Source organism: Paraburkholderia phenoliruptrix (genome assembly GCF_047325075.1).
Taxonomy (GTDB): Bacteria; Pseudomonadota; Gammaproteobacteria; order Burkholderiales; family Burkholderiaceae; genus Paraburkholderia; species Paraburkholderia phenoliruptrix.
This window is the reverse complement of record NZ_CP168531.1, coordinates 1,039,973-1,062,586: the sequence shown is the minus strand read 5'-3', so window position 1 is coordinate 1,062,586 and position 22,614 is coordinate 1,039,973. Positions and strand designations below refer to the sequence as shown.

General features: G+C 64.1%; 21 protein-coding genes and 1 tRNA gene. 10 read left to right on the top strand and 12 right to left on the bottom strand.

From position 1 onward, the window contains the following. Positions 1-32: 32 nt before the first annotated feature. The 8 genes from ACEN8U_RS16925 to recA form a co-directional block, all read right to left on the bottom strand. Positions 33-1,817: a PglL family O-oligosaccharyltransferase gene (locus ACEN8U_RS16925; RefSeq protein ID WP_041745753.1), complete on the bottom strand. Its 1,785-nt coding sequence runs from the start codon at positions 1,815-1,817 to the stop codon at positions 33-35. Positions 1,818-1,974: 157 nt separating this feature from the next. Next, complete coding sequence (locus tag ACEN8U_RS16920) at positions 1,975-2,607, bottom strand: pilin (protein ID WP_015003676.1); 633 nt, start codon at positions 2,605-2,607, stop codon at positions 1,975-1,977. A gap of 144 nt (positions 2,608-2,751) precedes the next feature. Next, a complete protein-coding gene (locus tag ACEN8U_RS16915) occupies positions 2,752-3,456 on the bottom strand; it encodes a TerC family protein (protein WP_015003677.1) in 705 nt (234 codons plus the stop codon). 144 nt (positions 3,457-3,600) lie between these two features. After that, positions 3,601-4,482: a succinate--CoA ligase subunit alpha gene (gene sucD, locus ACEN8U_RS16910; protein WP_013589531.1), complete on the bottom strand. Its 882-nt coding sequence runs from the start codon at positions 4,480-4,482 to the stop codon at positions 3,601-3,603. 163 nt (positions 4,483-4,645) lie between these two features. After that, on the bottom strand, positions 4,646-5,815 hold the full coding sequence (sucC, locus tag ACEN8U_RS16905; RefSeq protein ID WP_013589532.1) for an ADP-forming succinate--CoA ligase subunit beta: 1,170 nt from the start codon (positions 5,813-5,815) through the stop codon (positions 4,646-4,648). A 29-nt stretch (positions 5,816-5,844) separates the two neighbouring features. After that, entirely contained in the window at positions 5,845-6,549 is a 705-nt protein-coding gene (locus ACEN8U_RS16900) for a DUF2889 domain-containing protein (protein WP_013589533.1), read from the bottom strand. 130 nt (positions 6,550-6,679) lie between these two features. Beyond that, positions 6,680-7,519 (bottom strand): recombination regulator RecX, encoded by an 840-nt coding sequence (gene recX / locus ACEN8U_RS16895; protein WP_015003678.1) that lies wholly within the window; start codon positions 7,517-7,519, stop codon positions 6,680-6,682. A gap of 7 nt (positions 7,520-7,526) precedes the next feature. Beyond that, positions 7,527-8,603: a recombinase RecA gene (recA, locus tag ACEN8U_RS16890; protein ID WP_013589535.1), complete on the bottom strand. Its 1,077-nt coding sequence runs from the start codon at positions 8,601-8,603 to the stop codon at positions 7,527-7,529. A gap of 237 nt (positions 8,604-8,840) precedes the next feature. Here recA and ACEN8U_RS16885 point away from each other — a divergent pair, with 237 nt between their 5' ends. From ACEN8U_RS16885 to ACEN8U_RS16865, 5 genes are all read left to right on the top strand, one after another. Next, a complete protein-coding gene (locus ACEN8U_RS16885) occupies positions 8,841-9,644 on the top strand; it encodes a response regulator transcription factor (RefSeq protein ID WP_015003679.1) in 804 nt (267 codons plus the stop codon). A gap of 9 nt (positions 9,645-9,653) precedes the next feature. Further along, the gene (locus ACEN8U_RS16880) at positions 9,654-11,201 is read left to right on the top strand and encodes a sensor histidine kinase (RefSeq protein WP_013589537.1); all 1,548 of its coding nucleotides are present in this window, start codon (positions 9,654-9,656) and stop codon (positions 11,199-11,201) included. 218 nt (positions 11,202-11,419) lie between these two features. After that, positions 11,420-13,078: an MFS transporter gene (locus tag ACEN8U_RS16875; protein WP_041745756.1), complete on the top strand. Its 1,659-nt coding sequence runs from the start codon at positions 11,420-11,422 to the stop codon at positions 13,076-13,078. A gap of 92 nt (positions 13,079-13,170) precedes the next feature. Continuing rightward, positions 13,171-13,247: transfer RNA gene (locus ACEN8U_RS16870), tRNA-Met, on the top strand. A 105-nt stretch (positions 13,248-13,352) separates the two neighbouring features. Beyond that, positions 13,353-13,691, top strand: coding sequence for a hypothetical protein (locus ACEN8U_RS16865; RefSeq protein ID WP_015003681.1), 339 nt, complete (start codon positions 13,353-13,355; stop codon positions 13,689-13,691). A gap of 36 nt (positions 13,692-13,727) precedes the next feature. On the opposite strand, the gene ACEN8U_RS16860 is transcribed toward ACEN8U_RS16865, so the two are convergent. Next, positions 13,728-14,207 carry a MarR family winged helix-turn-helix transcriptional regulator gene (locus tag ACEN8U_RS16860; RefSeq protein WP_015003682.1) on the bottom strand — a complete coding sequence of 160 codons (480 nt, stop codon included), beginning with the start codon at positions 14,205-14,207 and terminating at the stop codon, positions 13,728-13,730. Positions 14,208-14,342: 135 nt separating this feature from the next. Here ACEN8U_RS16860 and ACEN8U_RS16855 point away from each other — a divergent pair, with 135 nt between their 5' ends. After that, positions 14,343-15,884 carry a DHA2 family efflux MFS transporter permease subunit gene (locus ACEN8U_RS16855; protein WP_015003683.1) on the top strand — a complete coding sequence of 514 codons (1,542 nt, stop codon included), beginning with the start codon at positions 14,343-14,345 and terminating at the stop codon, positions 15,882-15,884. Here ACEN8U_RS16855 and ACEN8U_RS16850 read toward each other — a convergent pair whose 3' ends face one another. Continuing rightward, positions 15,885-16,601, bottom strand: coding sequence for a FadR/GntR family transcriptional regulator (locus ACEN8U_RS16850; RefSeq protein WP_015003684.1), 717 nt, complete (start codon positions 16,599-16,601; stop codon positions 15,885-15,887). It lies immediately after the preceding gene. Positions 16,602-16,688: 87 nt separating this feature from the next. Between ACEN8U_RS16850 and dgoD the strand changes: the two genes are divergently transcribed. Together dgoD and ACEN8U_RS16840 are read left to right on the top strand one after the other, a co-directional pair. Beyond that, the gene (gene dgoD / locus ACEN8U_RS16845; RefSeq protein ID WP_015003685.1) at positions 16,689-17,837 is read left to right on the top strand and encodes a galactonate dehydratase; all 1,149 of its coding nucleotides are present in this window, start codon (positions 16,689-16,691) and stop codon (positions 17,835-17,837) included. Between the two features lie 365 nt (positions 17,838-18,202). Next, positions 18,203-18,505, top strand: a complete 303-nt coding sequence (locus ACEN8U_RS16840) for a hypothetical protein (protein WP_013589544.1) — start codon at positions 18,203-18,205, stop codon at positions 18,503-18,505. A gap of 216 nt (positions 18,506-18,721) precedes the next feature. On the opposite strand, the gene ACEN8U_RS16835 is transcribed toward ACEN8U_RS16840, so the two are convergent. Next, positions 18,722-19,651: a CopD family protein gene (locus ACEN8U_RS16835; protein WP_015003686.1), complete on the bottom strand. Its 930-nt coding sequence runs from the start codon at positions 19,649-19,651 to the stop codon at positions 18,722-18,724. Further along, positions 19,648-20,028 (bottom strand): copper homeostasis periplasmic binding protein CopC, encoded by a 381-nt coding sequence (copC, locus tag ACEN8U_RS16830; RefSeq protein ID WP_015003687.1) that lies wholly within the window; start codon positions 20,026-20,028, stop codon positions 19,648-19,650. The genes ACEN8U_RS16835 and copC overlap by 4 nt, the downstream gene beginning before the upstream one ends. A 400-nt stretch (positions 20,029-20,428) precedes the next feature. Between copC and ACEN8U_RS16825 the strand changes: the two genes are divergently transcribed. Both ACEN8U_RS16825 and ACEN8U_RS16820 read left to right on the top strand, forming a co-directional pair. Further along, a complete protein-coding gene (locus ACEN8U_RS16825; protein ID WP_035482825.1) occupies positions 20,429-21,160 on the top strand; it encodes a c-type cytochrome in 732 nt (243 codons plus the stop codon). A 21-nt stretch (positions 21,161-21,181) separates the two neighbouring features. Next, positions 21,182-22,480, top strand: coding sequence for a c-type cytochrome (locus ACEN8U_RS16820; protein WP_013589548.1), 1,299 nt, complete (start codon positions 21,182-21,184; stop codon positions 22,478-22,480). Positions 22,481-22,614: the final 134 nt, after the last annotated feature.

Sequence of the window (22,614 nt, the reverse complement as noted above, 5' to 3'; positions counted from 1 at the left end):
CCGGTCGGTACCTTCAGCCGCCGCCCCGCCGCTCACTCCTCGTCGCCATCGTCTTCCTGCTCCACATCGCTCGAAGGCAAGCCGTAGCGCTTCACCAATTCCGCCTTGAAACCGGCGAGCGTCTTCTGCTCATCGCACAGCTGATACAGATAGCTCAACTGCGCCGGCCAGTCCTTCAGCTCTTCGGCGAAAATTTTCAGTCGCTCGACCGTGTCGAATGCCGCAGCCGTGTCTCCGCTCAACGCCTGCAGCACGGCGTAACGGCGCAGCACGGTTTCGCCGGGCAGGAGCGCCATCGCCTGGCGGTGCATGGCGAGCTTGTGCTGAAGGTCCATGGCGTTCATCGGCAAAAGCGTCGCCATGCCGTACTCGCCCCAGGCGCGGAACAGGAACGACGGATCCGCGCGATATTGTTCAGCCGGACGCGAGCCGTAATACAGCACCTCCGCGCGAGCGTAATCGCGATACACCGGATAAAGCGCCGCGATGCCGCCGAACACGATCACGGCGAATGCGCCGAACGACACGCGCGCGGGCACGAGCCGCAGCGGCCGCGTCTCGAGCAGGCCAAACACGAACATGGCCGGCAGCAGGAAGAACATGTACTGCTGCGGATATTCGACGAGCGCGTGCATGACGAGCACGCCGATCAGCGCAATGCCGAATACGCGCGCCGCGCTTTGCGGCGCGCGCACCACTCGCACGAGCCACGCGACGAGGCCGAACAGCACGATCGCGAGGCCGATCAAACCGGTCTTCGCGAGCAGGTCGATAAAAATGTCGTGTGAGTTGTTGGCGATCTCCACTCCGCCGAGCGCCTTCGCGAACTGATACTGATAGCTCGGGAACTCGCCCCAGCCGACGCCCAGCAACGGATGCGTCCGGAACATCGTCCAGCCGTATTTCCATAGCGCGATCCGCGGCGCGATCTGGCCGGCGTCCTTGAAGCGATCCGCGGCGGACTGCCCCAGTTCGAGGTGATACCGCACATTGGCCCAGCGAATCAGCGCATTGACGACGAAGAACAGCACAGCCAGCGCAACCGGAATCAGCCACTGCCGATGGCTGCGGCGCAACTGCGGTTCGGCGCGCGTCTGCACGAGCGCCATCCACAGGCCGGCCACGACGATCACACCCATTTGCAGCCACGGGCCGCGCGACACCGTCAGCGCGAGCCCCACCGCGAAAATGGTCGACACCAGCGCCCAGATCGCGACGGCGATCCGGCGCGTCTGCACGAGGAAAAGCGCGCCCGCCATCGCAAACGCAATATAGGTGGCGAGGTGGTTCGCCTGCGCCATATTGCCGAACGGCCTGCGCTCCACCGTCACGTTATACGCGACGACGAGCGGCGACACGCGCGCCTCGAGATGAAAGAGCTGAATGACCTGGCAGAACACCGCAAACAATCCGCCGACAACCAGCGCGCCGGCCGCCCAGCGCAACGCCGTCTCATTGAGCTTCGCGCGTGCGAAGCCATAGCCCGCGTGCGCCGCCATGAAAGCGGCCAGCAGGAAACCGCCGCCGAGCCAGTTCATCGACGGCTGAGAGACGGGCAGAAGCACCGATTGTGCGACGAGCAGCAAGCCGAACAGCAACGGCACAAGGGCTACGACAGGCGAGGCAAAGCCGATGCGCGGCTGCGAGGTCGCCACCAGCAGAACCACGCCGGCGCCCATCAACAGGTACAACGCGAGCGCCGTGAATTCAGCGTAGAACGTCGGAATCGGGTACGTATGGTTGACGACTGCATAAGGCAGCACCAACGCGAGAGCCAACAGAACGAGAGAAAGGTAACGCGCGAAAGGGGTGGGCATCGGGTAAGCGGGTGGGCGTCAGCAACCGGCGCACTATACAAAAAAATCCTTGCGCTGTGCGCCGGCTGGGCCGAAATATCCCGAAAATCAGCGATTTACACTTGAACCGTCAGATTTCCGTGCGCGCGTTGCGCGTTGACGGCTGCTGAATCTTCTATCACGCACGGCATTCCGGCGGCGCGAGGTTCGAGGGCAACGTGGGCGCTTGCGCGGGCATCGGTCCTGCGCCCGGCGCCGGCAACGACGACGCCGTCTTGCCGCCCGCGAAGCATTCCCACGCGAGCGCGCCCGCCTGCACCGAGCCCTTCGTCAACGCAACGCGCGCGGTCGGCGCGTCAATGTTGTCGGGCACCGACGGCACCAGCGTGATCGTGTTCGAACCGGCCGGCGCCACCCGCGTCGTGAAGGCGACAGTGATCTGGCCGGTGTCGTCGTCGACGTGCACCGACTCGACGTTGCGCGTGGCGGGCGGCGACGCGTATCCGCCGCCGAACGCGTTGCCGCTCGCCGCGTTTTCCGAGACGGCGAGCCGCGCGGAGGCCGCAAGCGACAGGCCCTCGCCCACGCGGCTGCGCGCGAGATAGTCCTGATACGCGGGAATCGCATAGGCGGCGATCACGCCGACAATCGCAAGCACGATCATCAGCTCGATCAGCGTGAAGCCGAAGCCGAGACGCGAGCCGACGCGGCGGCACGCTCGCGCGAGTCTCGCGGACCAACGCGCTCGCGAGCGCCGCGCGTGCGCCCGCGAGGACTGGGAATAGGGGGAATAAGGCAAGGTGACGATCATCGGCAGGCTCCTGAAACGAAAAACGCCTGCTCCGCGGATCGGGAACAGGCGCTTTAATCGTAGCGAGCGACGCTCGTGTCAGACAGTCAGCCGAATGGCTAACGTTGAATGTGTAGAGGCGCGCGTTCGGCGCAACGCGCCGCTTCAGGCCGCCGCGGATTTCGCGTTGCGGCGCTTGATCACATAGCCAAGAACCACGACGAAGAGCGCGCAGGCGACGCTCATTCCGTATTCGGCAAGCGGCGTGTCGAGGACCGGCCAACGGTCGCCGGCCGGATCGTTGATGATGAGCCCGCCCGCGATCCAGCCGAGCAGTGCCGCGCCGAGCGTGATCACAATCGGGAAACGGTCCAGCAGCTTCAGCACCAACTGGCTGCCCCATACGATCAACGGAATGCTCACCACCAACCCGAAAATCACGAGCGCGAGGCGATGCTGCGGGTCGGCTGCCTCGGCCGCGCCCGCAATGGCGATCACGTTGTCGAGACTCATGACGGCATCGGCGACGATGATCGTCTTGATCGCCGAGATCAGCTTGTCGGCCGGCTTCACATTCTCGTGCGCGTCGTGCGCCGGCGCCATGAGACGAACGCCGATCCACAGCAAAAGCAGCCCGCCCGCGAATTTGAGCAAGGGCACGTCGAGCAGCGCGACCGCGAACGCAATCAGAATCACGCGCAGCAGAATGGCGCCCGCCGTGCCCCACAACACGCCCTTCGTGCGCTGATCCGCCGGCAGATTGCGGCACGCCAGCGCGATCACGACGGCATTGTCGCCGCCGAGCAGAATGTCGATAACGATGATCTGAATGACTGCGCCCCAATGGAGCGTGGCGAGAAACTCGAGCATGAGCAAAAGAATAAAGAGGAACGGAAGGCGCGGCCAATAAAAAAGCGGAGGAGTGTTGAACTCCCCCGCTTTTGAACCGCACGCTGACGAAAGGATCTCGTAAGCGTATCAAAAAAGGCGCCGCAACTGGGCGCCCATTTCGATTTACAACATCGCCTTCAGAAGACGCGCCATTTCCGACGGGTTCTTCGTGACCTTGATGCCGCAGGCGTCCATGATTTCCAGCTTCGCTTCGGCCGTGTCCGCACCGCCCGAGATCAGCGCGCCAGCGTGGCCCATGCGCTTGCCCGGAGGCGCCGTGACGCCGGCGATAAAGCCGACCACCGGCTTCTTCATGTTGTCCTTGATCCAGTAAGCGGCGTTCGCTTCGTCCGGACCACCGATCTCGCCGATCATGATGACGGCGTCCGTGTCCGGATCGTCGTTGAACATCTTCATCACGTCGATGTGCTTCAGACCGTTGATCGGGTCGCCGCCGATACCGACTGCCGACGACTGGCCGAGGCCGATTGCCGTCAACTGGCCGACTGCTTCATACGTCAGCGTGCCCGAACGCGACACGACGCCGATGCGGCCCTTGCGGTGGATGTGACCCGGCATGATGCCGATCTTCAGCTCGTCCGGCGTGATGGTGCCCGGGCAGTTCGGTCCGAGCAGCAGCGTCTTGCGATTCTCGCGACGCATGCGGTCCTTGATCTCGATCATGTCGCGCACGGGAATGCCTTCCGTGATGCAGATGGCGAGATCCAGGTCGGCTTCGACCGCTTCCCAGATTGCAGCAGCAGCGCCTGCCGGCGGAACGTAAATCACCGACACGGTCGCGCCCGTTTCAGCCTTGGCTTCCGCGACGCTTGCGTAGATAGGAATGCCTTCGAAGTCTTCGCCGGCACGCTTCGGGTTCACGCCTGCAACGTACGCTTCGCGGCCGTTTGCGTATTCACGGCAAGCACGCGTGTGGAACTGACCGGTCTTGCCGGTGATGCCCTGCGTGATGACCTTGGTGTCTTTGTTAATCAGAATCGACATGTATTGACCTCTGTTCGTTTGGCGCCGCCCGGTGGCGCGACGCGGCGAGATGTTCTTCGCCCGCGCCGCTCATGCCTCACACGCGCGCCGCCATTCGTAATCCTGGTTAATCCTGTAAAGCCGCTCGATGAGTCCGCTTGTGAAAGCCTGACGCGGACCCGGCTTACGCCTTGCCCGCAGCAGCCGCGACGACCTTCTGAGCCGCTTCTTCCATGCTGTCCGCCGAGATGATCGGCAGGCCGGATTCAGCGAGCATCTTCTTGCCCAGGTCTTCGTTGGTGCCCTTCATGCGGACCACGAGCGGCACCTTCAGCGACACGGCCTTCGACGCCGCGATCACGCCTTCCGCGATCACGTCGCAACGCATGATGCCGCCGAAGATGTTGACCAGAATCGCAGTCAGGTTCGGGTTTTTCAGCATGATCTTGAAGGCTTCCGTGACCTTCTCCGTCGTGGCGCCGCCGCCCACGTCGAGGAAGTTTGCCGGTTCGCCGCCGAACAGCTTGATGGTGTCCATGGTCGCCATCGCGAGGCCCGCGCCGTTCACCAGACAGCCGATGTTGCCGTCGAGCGAGATGTACGCGAGGTCGAACTTCGACGCTTCCACTTCAGCCGGATCTTCTTCGTCCAGATCGCGATACGCGACGATTTCCGGATGACGGAACAGCGCGTTCGAGTCGAAGTTGAACTTGGCGTCGAGCGCGATGACCTTGCCGTCGCCCGTCAGGATCAGCGGGTTGATTTCGGCGAGCGATGCGTCGGTTTCCCAGAATGCCTTGTAGAGGCCTTGCAGGATCGCGCGCGCTTGCGGGATCGACGCGTCGGGCACGCCGATCTTCTTCGCGAGGTCGTCTGCTTCGGCGTCCTTCAGGCCGGTCGACGGGTCGACGGCAACTTTATGGATCAGCTCGGGCGTCTTTTCCGCGACTTCTTCAACGTCCATGCCGCCTTCGCTCGATGCCATCACGACGATCTTCTGCGAAACGCGATCGATCACGAGGCCGACATACAGTTCCTTCTTGATGTCGGCGCCTTCTTCGATCAGCAGACGATTGACCTTCTGGCCTTCCGGACCGGTCTGATGGGTGACGAGCTGCATGCCGAGGATCTGGTTCGCGTATTCGCGGACCTGCTCCAGCGACTTGGCAACCTTCACGCCGCCGCCCTTACCACGGCCACCCGCATGGATCTGAGCCTTCACGACCCACACCGGGCCGCCGAGCTCTTCCGCGGCCTTGACCGCATCATCCACCGAGAAGACCGGCTTGCCGCGCGGTACCGCGACGCCGAATTTCCGCAGGATTTCCTTACCCTGGTACTCGTGAATCTTCATGCGTGATTCCCTTCAGTCTGAGAGTTGGATTAAACATCGCTTCCGCTACCGTCCAACATGCCGGGCGCATTGCCCCTGCCTTCGTGGCGGGCCGCCCCGTTGTCTGGCGATGCCGGGCGGTCTGCTGGGCGTGGCGCATGGCCATACCAGCGCGGGTAAAACTGCTGCACTGCCTCCCCGTCGAAACGCAGCGCATGGCAGCGTCCCAACTGGAACGGCGGTTTTTCGTTTAAACGTTCGGCGTCGCCGTCAGTCGACCCGTTTTCTGAACTGGCACTCCCGCCTCGCGTGTCGTCACCGGTGTTCCATACGTCGCCGGCGAACGCCTGAATCGCGGCGGTCGGCAGGACCGCGCACAACTCGGTGAGATGCGTGCAACCAGCCGTGCCGGCCAGCAAACGGGCAGCATCGCGACGGAAGTTGTGGAACAGATTGAGCCCGATGAGGGCACGATAGGCGGGATTGCTGGCTTGGCAGAGCCCAGGATAGGGCACCCAGTCGGACGACGCCTCGGCGTCGACGACATTGAGCTTGCGATCGATGGTGATGCGAAGCCAGAGTTCATGGATCGGTTGACCATTGGGCCGGACGCCCGACGCAAGCACCACGTCGCGTGGCTTTTCGTCGGTCAAGCACGCTTCCACATCCCACAAGCCGTCCGCTCGTTCATAAGCTTCCGCCCGGATTGCGCGGCGATGGCGCAACTGACGGGGCACTGACGAGGAAAGCGGCATGCGAAAAGGAAAGGCCGAATTGGAAAACCCGCGAATTTTACCATACTGGGTATTTGAGACAGGCGGGAGTGCGGCAGCGGCCGGCTGCGCGCCCGTTATGGGCGGGATTATGGCGGGGTTGGCCGCCCGCTTATTCGCCGCTCCAGTCTTCGTCGATGCCCTTGAGAATCTTGCCGATGGTCGCGCCCGAGAAACCCCGCGACGCGAGAAAACGCGCCTGCTTGGCACGCTCGGCTGGGGTTTGCGGAAGCTGGCCGAACTTCTTGCGCCATACGGCCTGCGCGCGCGCCAGCTCGGTTTCGCGCAACTGGGCGCTGGCTTCCTCGACGAGTGCCTGATCCACCGCGTGCTGCTTCAATTCGCCGACGATCCGGCTAGCGCCGAGCCGCGACGACCGGCGATGAATCAGGCTTTCTGCGAATCGGGAGTCCGACAGCCAGTTTTCGGCCTCCAGTGTGTCGAGCAGCGTATCGAGCGAGTCGTTTTCTTCGACGAACGGCTTCAGCTTGCGTGCGAGTTCGCTACGGCTGTACTCGCGACGCGACAGATAGCCTAGCGCGCGCCCTTTGAGCGAACGCGCGGGACGTTGCGATTTCTTTACTTCGCCTTGAGTGTGCTCGGTGTCTGGGCTCGGCGAGCCGGGGCTGTGGCGAGAGCCGGACGATCGTGATGAACCCCGAGAGCCAGATGAACCACGCGAGCGCGTGTAAGTGGGCTCGGCGGATGGGTCGGGTTGGGTTGACTGGAACTGCGCGCGCCGCGGGCCACGGCCTGCGGCGCGATCGTGCGCGTCGAATGATTCGAAGGGATCGAATGGGTCGACAGGCTGGAAGGGAGCGGGGGAATGCGACGGATGCGATGAATCCGGCAGGTTCGCCGGACCCGAAAGTTCGCGCGAACCGCTACCTTCATCGCGCGGGCCGGCCGCGTTGCGTCCGGTATCGGACAATGACCGGCCCTTGCGTATCACGTAGTGGTTACTCTTCTTCGTCCGCGACTTCTGCGCCTGCGCCGGTCACTGCTTCGGCCATTGCATTCACGCCCAGCGATTCGCGGATACGGTTTTCGATCTCACGCGCGATGTCCGGATTTTCGCGCAGGAATTCACGCGCGTTGTCCTTGCCCTGGCCAATACGCTCGCCGTTATAGCTGTACCACGCACCGGCCTTGTCGACGATCTTGGCCTGCACGCCCAGGTCGATGATTTCGCCCTGTCGCGAAATACCTTCGCCGTACAGAATGTCGAAAATTGCCTCGCGGAACGGCGGCGACACTTTGTTCTTGACCACCTTGACGCGGGTTTCGTTGCCGATCACTTCGTCGTTCTTCTTGATCGAACCGATGCGGCGAATGTCCAGACGCACCGACGCATAGAACTTCAGCGCGTTGCCGCCCGTGGTGGTTTCCGGATTGCCGAACATCACGCCGATCTTCATGCGAATCTGGTTGATGAAGATGACGAGGCAGTTGGTGCGCTTGATCGTGCCGGTGAGCTTGCGCAGCGCCTGCGACATGAGACGCGCTTGCAGACCCGGCAGCGAGTCGCCCATTTCGCCTTCGATTTCAGCCTTCGGCACCAGTGCCGCGACCGAGTCGATCACGATCATGTCGATCGAGCCCGAGCGCACGAGCGCGTCGGCGATTTCCAGCGCCTGTTCACCCGTATCCGGCTGCGAAACCAGCAGGTCGCTCACGTTCACGCCGAGCTTGCCGGCGTATTGAATGTCCAGCGCGTGTTCCGCGTCGATAAACGCTGCCGTACCGCCGAGCTTCTGCATTTCGGCGATGACCTGCAACGTGAGCGTGGTTTTACCCGACGACTCCGGGCCGTAGATTTCGACCACGCGGCCACGCGGCAGACCGCCGACGCCCAGTGCGATATCCAGGCCGAGCGATCCAGTGGAAACGACCTGGATGTCTTCGACTGCCTCACCTGCGCCGAGCCGCATGACCGACCCTTTGCCGAACTGCTTTTCGATCTGCGCGAGGGCGGCAGCGAGTGCCTTGCTCTTTTCAGCAGTCAGTCCAGCCGAGCCTTTCTTGCTTTCTTCCATGAATCGTCCTTTGCTATGATGAACGGCGTCTGAGGCAGATGTGTCGTCCATTTTTAAAGGACAGCACACGAAACCCAGACACTGTATAAAAAAACAGTAGTTTTGGCAAGCGCGATTCTCATGCGAACGCGCATTTTTACCGTCGCGCTGCCCAAACCACCCACAATAATTTTCGGAGACCGCTGTGCGCCGCGGGGACACCCGAGGTGCCGGCCACAGGCCCTGAGCTGGCGCATCATGCGAATTCTGATTGCCGAAGACGACAGCATACTCGCGGACGGTCTGGTTCGATCACTCCGCCAATCGGCCTATGCCGTGGATCACGTGAAGAACGGCGTCGAGGCCGACACCGCGCTGTCGATGCAAAGTTTCGACCTGCTGATTCTCGATCTCGGCCTGCCGCGCATGTCCGGGCTCGAGGTGCTGCGCCGCCTGCGCGCCCGCAATTCCAATCTGCCCGTGTTGATCCTGACGGCCGCCGACAGCGTCGACGAGCGCGTCAAGGGCCTCGATCTCGGCGCCGACGACTACATGGCCAAGCCGTTCGCCCTGAACGAACTGGAAGCGCGCGTGCGCGCGCTCACGCGGCGCGGCGCTGGCGGCGGCCCGACCGTCGTGCGGCACGGTTCGCTGTCGTTCGATCAGGTGGGCCGGATCGCTTATATCAACGATCAGGTGATCGACCTGTCGGCGCGCGAGCTCGGCCTGCTCGAAGTGCTGCTGCAGCGGATCGGCCGGCTGGTGTCGAAGGAACAGCTGGTCGACCATCTGTGCGAATGGGGCGAGGAAGTCAGCAACAACGCAATCGAGGTGTATGTGCACCGGCTGCGCAAGAAAATCGAGCCGAGCGGCGTGCGTATCATCACCGTGCGTGGACTCGGCTACTGCCTCGAAAAGGCGGTCGCAGCCGCGAACGCCAATCCGGGCGGCCATGCAGCCAATGCAGGCACCCCTGACACGCCCGCCGCCCCTGAGCCGGCGCCGTCGCCCTCCTCGCCGGCACCGTCCGGCGGAATGCCGACAAGCCATCACTATAAGTAGAGCACTTTCATGTCCGCACGCGCAGATCGCGCGGCGGCTCGCGCGGCGGACCTCGACGAGGCGCGCGACGAGCGCTACGCCAATCCGTTCGCCCCGCCCGACGAAACCGAAGCCGCCGCCGAGGCGCGTCCGCGCTCGTTGTTCGGCGAAATCCTCGACTGGATGCTGGCGCCGCTGCTGCTGCTCTGGCCGATGAGCCTCGCGGTGACTTACCTCGTCGCCAAGTCGATTGCCAACGGGCCGTTCGACCGCGCGCTCGAAACCGACGCCTACGTGCTCGCGCGCCAGATCCATCCTGTCAACGGCGTCGCCGAACTGACGCTGCCCGATTCCACGCGCGACTTTCTGCGCACCGATAACGTCGACAGTGTGTTCTATCAGGTGCTCGGCACGCGCGGCGAGCTGGTGGCGGGCGAGCGCGACATGCCGCTCCCGCACGAGGACGACCGGCCGCAGCCGGGCCTCGTGGCGTTCCGCGACGACATGCTGCGCGGCAACGACATCCGCGTCGCCTATACGACGGTCGAGTTCCCGCAGACGCCGGGCGCGGAGCCGGTGCTCGTGCAGGTGGCGGAGACGCTCGACAAACGCAGCCAGCTTGCCAACGACATCATCAAGGGCGTGATCCTGCCGCAGTTCGTGATCCTGCCGCTCGCGATCCTGCTCGTGTGGTTCGGTCTGTCGCGCGGGCTTGCGCCGCTGCACGCGCTGCAGGCGCACATCCGCGCGCGGCGTCCGGACGACCTCTCGCCGCTCGAGGCGCGCCGGGCGCCGCCGGAAATCGAGCCGCTCGTCACGTCGTTCAATGACCTGCTGACGCGCCTCGAACAGAATATGGAGCTGCAAAAGCGCTTTATCGCCGACGCCGCGCATCAGATGAAGACGCCGCTCGCAGGTCTGCGCACCCAGGCCGAACTGGCGCTGCGGCAGGACGCGTCGGAGGAAGTGCACCGCTCGCTCGAACAGATCGCGACGAGTTCCGAGCACGCGGCCCGCCTCGTCACCCAGCTGCTCGCGCTCGCACGCGCGGAAAACCGTATGTCGGGGCAGATTTTCACGCCGGTGGAAGTGACGGAGGTGGCGCGCAACGCCGTGCGCGACTGGGTGCAGGCCGCGCTCGCCAAGCAGATGGATCTCGGCTACGAGGCGCCCGACGAGCCAGTCGAAGTGGAAGGCAATCCGGTCATGTTGCGCGAGATGCTGTCGAACCTGATCGACAACGCGATCCGCTACACGCCGGCGGGCGGCCGCATCACGGTGAGAGTGAGGCACGACGCCGCCGCGCGGCTCGTGCATCTGGAAGTGGAAGACACGGGGCTTGGCATTCCGGTGGCCGAGCGCGCGCGGGTGCTGGAGCGCTTTTACCGGATTCTCGGCCGCGAAGGCGACGGCAGCGGCCTCGGGCTCGCCATCGTCCGCGAAATTGCGACCATGCACGGCGGCGAGCTGACTATCGAAGACAACGTCTATCAGAGCTCGCCGAGGCTCGCGGGAACGCTCGTGCGTGTCAGTTTGCACGTGCTGGAACGGGGCAGGACTTACCCTAACGCGACCTGACCACCACCAACGCCGCAGGACAGATTCAACGACGTTGGCGCCAGACTGTGCGCGCTTGCACGCAATTTGACAGATTTTCCGAAGAATTCGCGGCTGATTGCGAGGCTGCGAGCGTGGCCGTCCGCGTCAGTACGCCGTAAGTTTTCACTCCAATAATCGGTTGCACGGTGCACAGCGGGCCGGTGCGCCGCGTGCATATCAAATATTGGAGACGACAAATGGCTACCGTTGGCGGACACATTGCGCCCGTACCCATGACGCGCGATGAGAAGCGGGTGATCTTCGCATCGTCGCTAGGTACGGTTTTCGAATGGTACGACTTCTATCTCGCCGGCTCGCTGGCGGCCTTCATCAGCAAGAGCTTCTTCTCCGGCGTGAATCCCACGGCCGGCTTCATCTTCACGCTGCTCAGCTTTGCCGCGGGTTTTGCGGTCCGGCCGTTCGGCGCGGTGGTGTTCGGGCGGCTCGGCGACCTGGTCGGCCGGAAGTACACCTTCCTCGTCACCATCGTGATCATGGGTCTGTCGACCTTCCTCGTCGGCTTTTTGCCGGGTTACGCGGCGATCGGCATTGCTTCGCCGGTGATCTTCATCGCAATGCGCATGCTGCAGGGCCTCGCGCTCGGCGGCGAGTACGGCGGTGCCGCCACTTATGTGGCCGAACACGCGCCGCCGGGGCGCCGCGGTTTCTACACGGCCTGGATTCAGACGACGGCCACGCTCGGCCTGTTCCTTTCGCTGCTGGTGATTCTCGGCGTGCGCACGGCTATGGGCGAAGACGCGTTCGGCGCATGGGGCTGGCGCATTCCGTTCATCGCGTCGATTCTGCTCCTGGCCGTGTCGGTGTGGATTCGCCTGCAACTGCATGAATCGCCGGTGTTCGAGCGCATCAAGGCCGAAGGCAAGACGTCGAAGGCGCCGCTTTCCGAGGCGTTCGGCCAGTGGAAAAACCTGAAAGTCGTGATTCTTGCGCTGATCGGCCTGACGGCCGGCCAGGCCGTGGTGTGGTACACGGGCCAGTTCTACAGCCTCTTCTTCCTGACCCAGACGCTCAAGGTGGACGGCGCCACCGCCAACATCATGATCGCGCTCGCGCTTCTGATCGGCACGCCGTTCTTCCTGTTCTTCGGCTCGCTGTCGGACCGCATCGGCCGCAAGCCGATCATCATGGCAGGCCTTCTGATCGCGGCGCTCACCTACTTCCCGCTCTTCAAGGCGCTCACGCATTACGTCAACCCGGCGCTGGAAGCGGCCACGGCCAAGGCGCCTATTGTCGTGATCGCGAATCCGGATGAATGCTCGTTCCAGTTCAACCCGGTCGGCACGTCGAAGTTCACGAGTTCGTGCGACATCGCGAAGAGCGCGCTGTCGAAGTCCGGCTTGAACTACGACAACGTGGCGGCCCCCGCGGGCACGCTCGCGCAGATCAAGGTCGGCGACACGGTGATCAACACCTATGACGGCAAGGCCGCCGACGCGAAGGACCAGGGCAAGACGTTCGACAAAACGCTGGCAACGACGCTGAAGTCCGCCGGCTATCCGCCGAAGGCCGATTCGTCGCAGATCAACTGGCCGATGAGCGTGGTGATTCTCACCATCCTCGTGATCTACGTGACCATGGTCTACGGGCCGATTGCGGCAATGCTGGTGGAGATGTTCCCGACGCGGATCCGTTATACGTCGATGTCGCTGCCTTATCACATCGGCAATGGCTGGTTCGGCGGCTTCCTGCCGGCTACCGCGTTTGCGATCGTCGCGGCGAAGGGCAACATCTATTCCGGGTTGTGGTATCCGATCGTGATCGCGGTGATCACCTTCGTGATCGGCATGCTGTTCGTGCGCGAGACCAAGGACTCGGACATTTACGCGAAAGACTGAGGCCCGCGCGGGTTCGTGAGGCGGCGACTTAAAAAGTTGCGTGCCGGGGGGTTGACAGCCTCCGGCGCTGTCCTCATAATCTCGCTTCTTTCGGCGAATTAGCTCAGTTGGTTAGAGCGACGGAATCATAATCCGCAGGTCCGGGGTTCGAGTCCCTGATTCGCCACCAGTTGCAAGAAAAAGCCGCTGATCCGCAAGGTTCAGCGGCTTTTTCGTTTCTGGCTGTCCACGTTTCATCCGGGCAGCGACACCCGCAACTTAAGGAGGATTGTTGATGACGTTCCGCACCGCTGCGCACACCGTGGCCATCGCATCCATCGCGCTTCTCGGCGCCGCTTCCGTCACCGCGGCACAAGCGCAAACGCCCACCGACAACCAGTGGCGCGCAAGCCAGAGCACGCTGTCCACGCTTTTGCAGAACGGCTACAAGATCGTGGCCGTCGTCAACACGCCTCGTGGAGAGGCCGGTCCGGCCGACACCATCTTCGTGCAGCGCGACCAGAGCGCGTTCAAATGCATCGACCCGCAGGGACCCGAGCCCGGGAAAAAAGCGCCGGCCTGCTTTGAGCTGGCGCCGCCGTCGGGCGCCACCACCGGCTCGGAAGCCAAGTAGCCGCTGCCGCCGTGAGGTCGACGGCGGCAAAACGGATCACCGATCCACCAGCCGGCTCAAATTGCCGCGCACGCGCTGCAACAGCGTGATCAACTGCGCGGCTTCTTCCTTGCTGAAGCCGTTCAACGCTTCCAGCGCGACCGCGTCGCCCACTTCGCGCGCCTTGCCCAGCGCGCGCTCCGCCTTCGGTGTCATGCGCACCTGGCGCTCACGGCGGTCCTGCGGATTGGCCGCGCGCTCGATCCAGCCGCCCTCCTCCATCCGGTCGAGCAGTCGGCCCGCCGAAATCGGCGCAACTTCCAGCAGATCGGCGAGCCGCGCCTGGTTGATGTCGCCGTAATGCGCGAGATAAGCCAGCACACGGCATTGCGCGCGCGTCAGATCGACCGACGATTTCGCGAGATCGTCGAAACGCTTGCCGCTCAAGCGGCCGACGTCCGAAACAAGGAAGCCGAAGCGCTCTTCGAGCTGAGCAAGCTGGGCGGGTCGGGCGGGTGCGGCGGGTTGGGTCTCCATGCGCGGATTATACGAAAGAGCTTCCTCCCGAAACCCCGTGGTCAAGTTATTCAGCCTCCGCATAATTCCCGATGTGAGCCGGTCCACGCGTCGATATACTAAGCATGCTTACTATATCGACGATCTCCCACAGTCATGCCCGCCGCCTCCTCGCCGTCGAGCGTCGCCGCCGCGCCGCTCAACCGGCCGATGATCACCGTCTCGATCATGCTCGCCACGCTGATCCAGACGCTCGACAGCACCATCGCCAACGTCGCGCTGCCGCATATGCAGGGCACGCTATCGGCGTCGCAGGACGAGATCACGTGGGTGCTGACCTCGTACATCGTCGCCGCCGCGATTGCGACGCCGCTGACCGGCTGGCTGTCCGACCGGCTGAGCGTGAAGCGCCTGCTCATCCTCGCGATCGGCGGCTTCACGGTGTCGTCGGCGTTATGCGGTCTCTCGGAGACGCTCGCGCAAATCGTCGCGTCACGTTTGCTCCAGGGCGTTTTCGGCGCGTCGCTCGTGCCGCTGTCGCAGTCCATCCTGCTCGACATCAATCCGCGCGAGAAGCAGGGCCAGGCCATGGCCGTGTGGGGCATGGGCGTGATGGTCGGCCCGATTCTCGGCCCGACGCTCGGCGGCTGGCTCACCGACAGCTACAACTGGCGCTGGGTGTTCTTCATCAATGTGCCGATCGGCGCCTTTGCGCTGTTCGGCGTGGCGACCTTTCTGCCCTCGCGCGCGCCGAAACCCGACGCGAAGTTCGACGCGTTCGGCTTCGCGACGCTCGGCCTCGCGATTGGCGCGCTTCAGGCGATGCTGGATCGTGGCGAGCAACTCGACTGGTTCGGCTCCCATGAGATCGTGCTGGAGGCGCTGATTGCCGCTATCAGCTTCGCATTCTTTCTCGTGCATACGGCAACCGTCGGCAAGACGTCGTTTTTCAAATACGAATTGCTGAAGGATCCGAACTTCACGACGGGTACGTTCTTCATCTTCGTGATCGGCGCGGTGATGTATGCCACGCGCGCGCTGCTTCCGCCGATGTTGCAAAACCTGATGAGCTATCCGGTCGCGACCACCGGTCTCGTCACCGCGCCGAGCGGCGCGGGCACTATGGTCGCGATGCTGTTCGCCGGCCGCTTGCTGAAGCGGATCGACGCGCGGCTTATGCTGCTCGCCGGCTTCCTGATTTCGGCTTTCGCGCTATGGCAGATGATGCACTACACGATCGTGCTGTCGGCCTCGGACATCGTGTGGCCCGGCGTGATCCAGGGCTTCGGGCTCGGTCTGGTGTTCGTGCCGCTGAGCGCGCTGACATTCTCGACGCTCGCGCCGGAACTGCGCGCCGACGGCACGGCCACCTACAGCCTGATGCGCAACATCGGCAGCAGTATTGGCATTTCGATCGTGCAAACGCTAATGACGCGCAATACGCAGATTTCGCACGCGGACCTCGCGGCCAATGTCACGCCCTTCAACCCCGCCATTCAGCCGATGCTCGAAAGCGGCTCGCATTACGACATCGCGGCGCTGAACGCGTCGATCACACAGCAGGCCTCGATGATCGCGTATCTCAACGACTTCAAGCTGATGTTCGTCGCGACGCTGCTCGTCATTCCGCTGCTCGTGCTGATCCGCCCGGGCAGCAAGAGCCACGACGCTTCGGCGGCCCACGCCGCCATGGATTGATCACGCCTCGATGCGCCCGCGCGTGACGCCGAGCAGACGCGCCATGGCGTCGCGCGCGGCGGCGGCGTCGCGCGCGCGAATGGCCTCGAACACGGCCGTATGCTCGGCGAGCGACGCGTTGAACACGTCGGCGCGCTTCGCGTTCAACCGAAGCTGCGCCTCCAGCGTGCGCTCGATCAGCGTGCCGAGTGGAATCAGTAGTTCGTTGCTGCAGGCAATGAGCACGCTCAAATGGAATTGCAGATCCGCGCGCACCCATTCGTCGACGTTGCGCGCGGCGGCCATGGCGGCGTGAGCGGCAGAGAGCGCGCCGAAGGTCTCGTCAGAATGCGAAGCGGCGGCAAGACCCGCGGCATATGGCTCGATCATCTCGCGCATTTCCTGCAGCTTGAGCGCGAACTGCATGGGCGCAGCCACGCGCGAGTACCAGTCGAGCACGTCGGCATCGAGCAGATTCCACGCGTGCCGCGGCCTCACGCGCGTGCCCACGCGCGGCCGCGATTCGATCAGCCCCTTGGACGTCAACGTGCGCAGCGCCTCGCGCAACACCGTGCGGCTGACGCCGAACGTGTCCATCAGTTCGGCTTCGCGCGGCAGGATCGACTCGGGCGCGTAGTCGCCGCGCAGAATCGCCGTGGCCAGCAGATGGGCGACACGCCCGTGCAGATCGTGCTGAATAGCATTCTCCCGGCGGCCGTGCCGCTCAATATGTGGCAAATAGTACTATTAATAGTACTTTAACTCACGTTTGTTGTAGCATGGAAACCCTCGACTATCCGCATGCGACCACCGGAGACGCACGTCATGAAAATCACCAAGCTTGAAACCTTCATCGTTCCGCCGCGCTGGTGCTTCCTGAAAATCGAAACGGACGAAGGCATCGTCGGCTGGGGCGAGCCGGTGGTCGAGGGCCGCGCGCACACGGTGGCCGCGGCCGTCGAAGAACTGTCCGATTATCTGATCGGCAAAGACCCGCTGCTGATCGAAGACCATTGGCAGGTCATGTACCGCGCGGGCTTCTACCGCGGCGGTCCGATCACCATGAGCGCGATTGCCGGCGTCGACCAGGCGCTGTGGGACATCAAGGGCAAGCATCACGGCGTGCCGGTTCATGCGCTGCTTGGCGGCCAGGTGCGCGACAGGATCAAGGTGTATTCGTGGATCGGCGGCGACCGTCCGAGCGACGTCGCGAACAACGCGCGCGCCGTGGTCGAGCGCGGCTTCAAGGCCGTGAAGATGAACGGCTCCGAGGAGTTGCAGATCATCGACACCTTCGACAAGGTGCAAGGCGTCATCAACAATGTCGCGGCGGTGCGCGAGGCGGTGGGGCCGGACATCGGCATCGGCGTGGACTTCCACGGCCGCGTGCATAAGCCGATGGCGAAGGTGCTCGCGAAAGAACTCGATCCCTACAAGCTGCTTTTCATCGAGGAGCCCGTGCTGTCGGAAAACGCGGAAGCGCTGCGCGACATCGTCAATCAGACCAACACGCCGATCGCGCTCGGCGAGCGTCTCTATTCGCGCTGGGACTTCAAGCACATCCTGTCGGGCGGCTATGTCGACATCATTCAGCCGGACGCGTCGCACGCGGGCGGGATCACCGAGTGCCGCAAGATCGCGTCGATGGCAGAGGCCTACGACGTCGCGCTCGCGCTGCACTGCCCGCTCGGCCCCATTGCGCTCGCCACCTGCCTGCAGATCGACGCGGTGAGCTACAACGCGTTCATCCAGGAACAGAGCCTCGGCATCCACTACAACCAGGGCAACGACCTGCTCGACTACATCAGGAACCCGGAAGTCTTCAAATACGAAGACGGCTTCGTGTCGATTCCGCAAGGGCCTGGCCTCGGCATCGAAGTGAACGAGGAGAAGGTACGCGAGATGGCGAAGGTCGGGCATCGCTGGCGCAACCCGGTGTGGCGTCACGCGGACGGCAGCGTCGCGGAGTGGTGAGGCTCGCTCATCGGCTGAGCTGGTTTGCCGGCGCAGTCGCCGACAGACGTCGCCCGCGGGCGGCGTTTTGTCTTGCGTTTTGTTTTGCGCTTCGTTTTGCCCGTGCTCGCGGGAACCTCTCTCGGGCAATGCAGCCGCGCGTTACGGTGACGTGACGCGCGCGCCCGTCTCAGTAACGTAACATCCCGGACCGAATGGACCCGAGCGGCGCTCGGGCGACACCTCCCGCGTCGCGCGGCCAACCCCACGAAGCCCTGCCAAGCCCCGTCGGCAAAGGCTCTCACTCATTCTGTTCGGCATCAGACGGAGACATGGCCTGGAGCTTGCTGAAATGCATTCAAACAACGAATGCATCAGGGGGCTTCATGGGCGAATTCATTCCGGACTATTTGCTGCGCGAGCAGGCTGCCGTCGGCGCGCTCGCGCTGTTCGGCGTGCTGCGCATCATCGGCGCGATGCTGGCGTACGAGCGCGGCTGGCGCATTACGGCCATCGAGAAGTGGTTCGTCCTCGCCGCTTTCGTCTATTGCGTCCCGCAGCTGTTCGATCTGCTCACACACGTCTATAACGCGCACGCGGCGGCAGCCGAACTCGAAGGCAAAGCCGCGGGCTGCGCAATCGCGCTCTTTTGCGCGCCGATCGTCGGCCACCGGCTGGGGCTGGAATGATTGCGGCCGGCGGCCGGATGCCGAGCAGACTGTCCACGCGCCTGTCGAGGCCGGGCCGGCCCGCAAGACCGCGTGTCTTGCGCCGCACGCTGACACCGTGCGGTGCTTCTTGTGCGACGCGTGCAGACCGCGCCACTCGCCCCACCTGACAAACGCAACGACGCGCATCGGGGAGCGCCGGCGCGCCGGGCGTTTCGAACGTCTCGCTCGCGAGGCTCAGCCGAGCGCAGCGAAGGCCGGCACGCTATGCGCCAGCACGGCCGCCGCGATGAAGACACCGACCATCGCAAGCGCCTCGAGATAAAGCACGTTGACGAAGGTATGCGCGTCCATTGTCGACGCCGTGCGGCGCAGGCGCGGCAACGCGAGAAAACGGTTCAGGCCGCCCAGCACCAGCGCGAGTCCGACGAGCGTGAGCTTGAGGATCAGGACATGGCCCCATGTGCTGGACGCAATCGCCTCGAACGAACCGCCCGAGCCCCGCACGGCATTGAAGATGCCGGACAGCAGCACGAACCCGACCGCCACCAGCGACACGTTCGACACCTGCGTCGCCGTGCGGATCAGCACGCCGCGCGCGGTCGACGCGCCGAGCGCCGGCAGCACGACGAGCCCGGCCGCGATCGCGAGGCCGCCCCAGACGCTCGTCACGAGCACGTGCAGTGTTTGCATCGCGATCGCGGCGGACGCGAGGCCCGCGTCCGCCGCGTGTCCGAGCGAGGCCTTGCCGGCCGCGATCGCGATCACCGCGAGCCACAGCAGCGCGTTGCGCAGCACGCCGCCATGGCTCGTCAGCGCTGTGCCGAGCAGGACCAGCGCGCCGGCAAAGGCGATGCTCCAGCCGTAGCCGACATGGGTTTGCGAGAGCACCGTCGGCACAATCGCGAAGGCGGCGGGCAAGGACACGCCGCTCATCGACGCCGCCTGATAGAGCAGCCAGCCGAGGTCCGCGAGCACCAGCACCGCGCTCGCCGTCAGCAGCGAACGTTGCGCGCGCAACCAGGCAGGCTGTGCGGGCGCGATCTTGGCCTTCGCGTCATTCGCGAGCCACGCCCCGAGCAACGCCGAGCCGACGGCAAACGCAAACGCGACATTCATGAGCGCGGCCATGGCGACCTGCCCGATCCACAGTCCGTCGACGCTCATTTGACGGTGAACGCAAAGTCGCCCTGCGTGCGATGCCCATCCGTGGCGACCGCCGTCCAATGCACCGCGTAACGGCCGGCGCGGAGCGTCGGCAGCGGCAGATGCATGACGCGCGCGTCATGCTTGTCCACCTGCGACGCCGCGGGCGCGGCCGGCTTGCCGCCGGCATCGGTGAGTGCGATCTTGCTGAAGGCCGGCTCGAGCGGCTCGCTGAAGTGGATCGTAATGTCGGCGGGAGCGGCGACTTCGGCATTGGCAGCGGGCTCGCTCGAAACGAGATGAGCATGCGCGAATGCTGCGGAACTCAGCAGCAGCAGCGCGGCGGCGCCGAGCGCGGACGAAAGCCGCGCCGGACGAGAAAGGTTAATTAGCTTCATGTAAGGCCGATAGCGGGTGAACAGTAAAACGGCGGGAAAACGGCGATGGCCGGCCGGTCCGATGGAACGGACCTGGTGCCCCGGCACATCGGACGTGCGGCCCGGCGGGCCCCGAAGTGTACGCTTCGATGGTTCGGGCGCGGTTCGGTTCAACATCGCGCGGATAAGTTCGCCGGGTACAGCGCTTGCATTTGCCGACTAGCCGGCCACGAGCCGGAGACCGCGCCGTGAGTTCCGCACCGCGACGCGCGGCAAACTGTCGCACGCCTGTGACAGCCGCAAGCGTCCCCGATGCGGCAAATAGTCATCATCACCCTTCGATGATAGAATGCTGCGTCGCCGCAGCGCCGGCTGCCCTTCACACCGAGCCGCTCGAAGTTCGGTCAGGTCCCCGATTTTGATGGAGTTACGCGTGTCTTCAAGACGCATTTTCCGCCCGTTGCTTGCCCTTCTGCTGATCGGCTCCGCGGGTGTCTATAGCGCTGCGAAAGCGCAGACTCAACCGAAGGCCCCCGATACGATGGAAGCGCGCGTGCAAGGCTGCACGGCCTGCCACGGCACGCACGGGCAAGGTACCGACAACGACTACTTTCCGCGCCTCGCAGGCAAGCCGGCCGACTATCTGTACAACCAGTTGCAGAATTTCCGCGAAGGGCGCCGCAAGTATCCGCCCATGAACTACCTCGTCACGTATCTCTCCGACGACTATCTGCATCAGATCGCCACGTATTTCTCCAAGCAGCGTCCGCCTTATCCGCCGCCCGCCAAGCCGACTGTGTCGTCGGCCACGCTCGCTCGCGGCCAGCAGATCGTGCTGAACGGCGACGCGTCGAAGCAGATTCCGGCTTGCGCGGCCTGCCACGGCAAGAGCCTGACGGGTATGGAACCGGCCATCCCCGGTCTCGTGGGCCTGCACTCCGACTACATCAGCGCGCAGCTCGGCGCATGGCGTTCGGGCACGCGCCACGCCATCGCACCTGATTGCATGCACACCATCGCCACGCGCCTCACGGACGAAGACGTGAACGCAGTTGCTGCCTGGCTTTCCACGCAACAGGCTCCACAAAACCCCGTGCCGGCTCCGGCCCGCTCGATGAAGACTCCGCTTGCCTGCGGCAGCGAACCGCAATAAGGCACCGGGAGAGACACTCAAATGAAACGCAAGTCTTTGTTCGCCCTCTCGGCAGTGGTCGTCGTCGCGGCTGCTGCACTCGTCCCCGTCCTGTGGTCGGGCGGCGACAATCTGCACAACGGTACGGCCGTGGCCGCCACGCCCGCCGACCAGGCTGCGCTCGTGAAGAAGGGCGAGTACCTCGCCCGCGCCGGCGACTGTATCGCCTGCCACACGGTCCGCGGCGGCAAGCAGTTCGCCGGCGGCCTGCCCATGGCCACGCCGTTCGGCACGATGTTCACGCCGAACATCACGCCTGACGACCAGTACGGTATCGGCAAGTGGACGCAGGACGACTTCTACCGCGCCATGCATACCGGCCGCTCGAAAGACGGCAGCCTGCTCTACCCGGGCTTCCCGTTCACGAGCTACACGAAGGTCACGCGCGCCGACTCGGACGCGATCTACGCGTACCTGCGCTCCATCCCGCCCGTTGCCGTGCCGAGCCGTCCGCACGAACTGAAGTTCCCGTTCAACCAGCGCAACATGCTGATCGGCTGGCGTACGCTCTTCTTCCGTGAAGGCGAGTACAAGCCGGATCCGACCAAGTCGGTCGAGTGGAACCGCGGCGCATATCTGATCGAAGGCCTCGGCCATTGCGGCATGTGCCATACGTCGATCAACGCAATGGGCGGTCCGGTCAGCTCGGCGGCCTTCGCGGGCGGTCTGATTCCGCTGCAGAACTGGTACGCGCCGTCGCTCACGTCGAACAAGGAAGCGGGTCTCGGCGACTGGGAAACGAAGGACATCGCCGACCTGCTGAAGACCGGCGTGTCGAACCGCGGCGCGGTGTTCGGCCCGATGGCGGAAGTGGTCCACAACAGCCTGCAGTACATGAGCGATGCGGACATCAACGCCATGGCCACGTACCTGAAGACGATTCCGCAGAAGAGCGAGGCACCGGAGCCCATGCAGCTCGAAACGTCCGAAAAGTTCGGCGGCGAACTGTTGAAGCAAGGTCAGAAGATTTACGCTGACAACTGCGCGAAGTGCCACGCGGACAACGGCCTCGGCATGCCGCCGGCCTTCCCGCCGCTCGCGAACAACCAGTCGATCCAGATGCCGTCGGCGGTCAACCCGATCCGCATGGTGCTGAACGGCGGTTATCCGCCGAGCACGGACGCGAATCCGCACCCGTACGGCATGCCGCCGTTCGCGCAGTCGCTGTCCAACCAGGAAGTGGCCGCCGTCGTGACGTACATCCGTATGTCGTGGGGCAACCACGGCACGGCTGTGTCGCCGCAGCAAGTGTCCGATCTGCGTTCGGCGCCGCTCGACTAAGCAGCGTTCGTTGCACCCGGGGCGCGGCCTGCGACTTTCGCGGCCGCGCCCTTCGTTTTTGAGGACCGCATTTGACAATCGCGCTTTTCGGTACCGCGTCTGAAGTCCCGGTATCATGCAGCAACTGACGGCGC